Here is a 442-nt window from a genome sequence, read left to right as displayed (position 1 = left end):
GAGCTGTCGGGCGGCATGGCGCAACGTGTGGCGCTGGCGCGTGCGCTGGTCAACGATCCGCAGTTGCTGGTGCTGGACGAGCCGCTGGGCAAGCTGGATTCACTCACGCGGCTGGCCATGCAGAGCGAGCTGGTGACGCTGTGGCAACGCGCCCGCTTCTCGACCGTGCTGGTGACGCACGATGTGGAGGAGGCGCTGTTCCTGGCGCAGCGTGTGGTCATTTTCAGCCCGCGTCCGGCGCGCATCACGGCGGAACTGACGGTGGACCTGCCTTACCCGCGCCATCGCGGCGACCCGCGCTTGAGCGCATTGCGGCACGAGGCACTCGGTCATCTCGGCTTGGGTGAGACCTGGTAGATGGCGGCACCATCATGAGCGGACCGGAAGCGACGGTCTGGCTCAACGCATTGCTTGGCTTTCTGCAATGGGCGCAGCACGGCGT

General features: G+C 66.7%; 1 protein-coding gene. It reads left to right on the top strand.

The features are described 5' to 3' along the window. Positions 1 to 357 (top strand): ATP-binding cassette domain-containing protein (locus C1J01_RS54360; RefSeq protein ID WP_146616081.1); only part of this gene is annotated, 357 nt, incomplete at its 5' end. Positions 358 to 442: the final 85 nt, after the last annotated feature.

It is taken from the genome of Nonomuraea aridisoli (genome assembly GCF_003236395.1).
Lineage (GTDB): Bacteria > Actinomycetota > Actinomycetes > Streptosporangiales > Streptosporangiaceae > Nonomuraea > Nonomuraea aridisoli.
The sequence above is the reverse complement of the archived record's forward strand: the minus strand, read 5'-3'. Positions and strand labels throughout refer to the sequence as shown.